Origin of the sequence: Nonomuraea antri (assembly GCF_013283785.1) — a bacterium.
In the GTDB taxonomy this organism is placed as follows: domain Bacteria; phylum Actinomycetota; class Actinomycetes; order Streptosporangiales; family Streptosporangiaceae; genus Nonomuraea; species Nonomuraea antri.
In genome coordinates this window covers 1-1,103 of the sequence record NZ_JABCPZ010000566.1, presented here as the reverse complement: position 1 = coordinate 1,103, position 1,103 = coordinate 1, and the positions used below count along the sequence as shown (strand labels likewise).

General features: G+C 68.4%; 1 pseudogene. It reads right to left on the bottom strand.

The window, feature by feature from the left end:
* Positions 1-22 precede the first annotated feature (22 nt).
* Positions 23-1,032, bottom strand: a pseudogene (locus tag HII36_RS55395) (IS5 family transposase).
* Between the last annotated feature and the right edge of the window lie 71 nt (positions 1,033-1,103).

Below are 1,103 nucleotides of genomic sequence, written 5' to 3'. Positions count from 1 at the left end.
TAGGAGCTGTTTAAAGTTTGGATCATGTGGTTGAGGTGAGGAGTCTTAACCACATGATCGAGCCACGGAGGTAGAGCCCGGCCTCGTAGCTCTCCGGAGCTTTGTCATAGCGGGTCGCCAGGCCACGCCAGGCCTTGACCTTCTGAAAGCAGCGTTCGACGGTGTTGCGCTGCCGGTAGCGGACCGGATCGAAAGCCACCGGCCGCCCACCGGCCGAGCCCTTCTTACGCCGGTTGAGCTGCTGGTCACTCTTCTCCGGGATGACCGCGCCGATCCCACGACGGCGCAGATGCGCGCGGTTGGCCTTGGAGGAGTAGGCCTTGTCCGCGGCCACCGCAGCAGGACGGGTCCGTGGCCGGCCCACCGGCCCGGCCACCCGGATCTTGTCCAGCACCGCGGTGAAACGCGGGCAATCGGCGGCCTGCCCCGGCGTGAGCACGAAGACCAGCGGCAACCCGGCGGTATCGACCGCGGCATGGATCTTGCTGCTCAGCCCGCCCCGGGATCGGCCGAGCGCAGCGGCCTTCGCCCGCGCCTTACGCCGTCGCCGGATGGCCGCGCGATCTGGCGGCGGCGCGCCGACTGCGGGTGTGACCTGCGGCGCATCACCCGCAGCACCGGCGGCTGCTGCGGCAGTGGCGCCCCCTTTTCCTCCGTCAGCGCCTGCTCCAGCGCGTCCAAGGTCTCCCCGGCCACCGCCAGCCCGGCCGAGTCCTGATGCGCCCGCACGATCGTGGAGTCCACACTGACCAACTCCAGCCCGACCTGTCCCCGGGACGCGGCCTCGGCGATCAGCGCGTCCATCAGCGCCTGGAACACCCCGGTCTTGGCCCAGCCGTTGAAGCGGGAGTAGAGCGTGGACCAAGGCCCGTAGCGATCCGGCACGTCCCGCCAGCCGGATCCGGTGCGAAACCGCCACAGGATCCCGTTGAACTGATCACGCACCCGCCGCGGCAATGGTCCGGTTGCCGCCACTGGCAGATGCGGCTCGATCAACGCCCACTCGGCATCGGTCACATCGAAGCGCGCCACATCCGAGTTCTACCAGCGATGGCCAGCCCGTCATCGGCCCTCATCAAGATCCGAACCTCGAACAGCTCCTA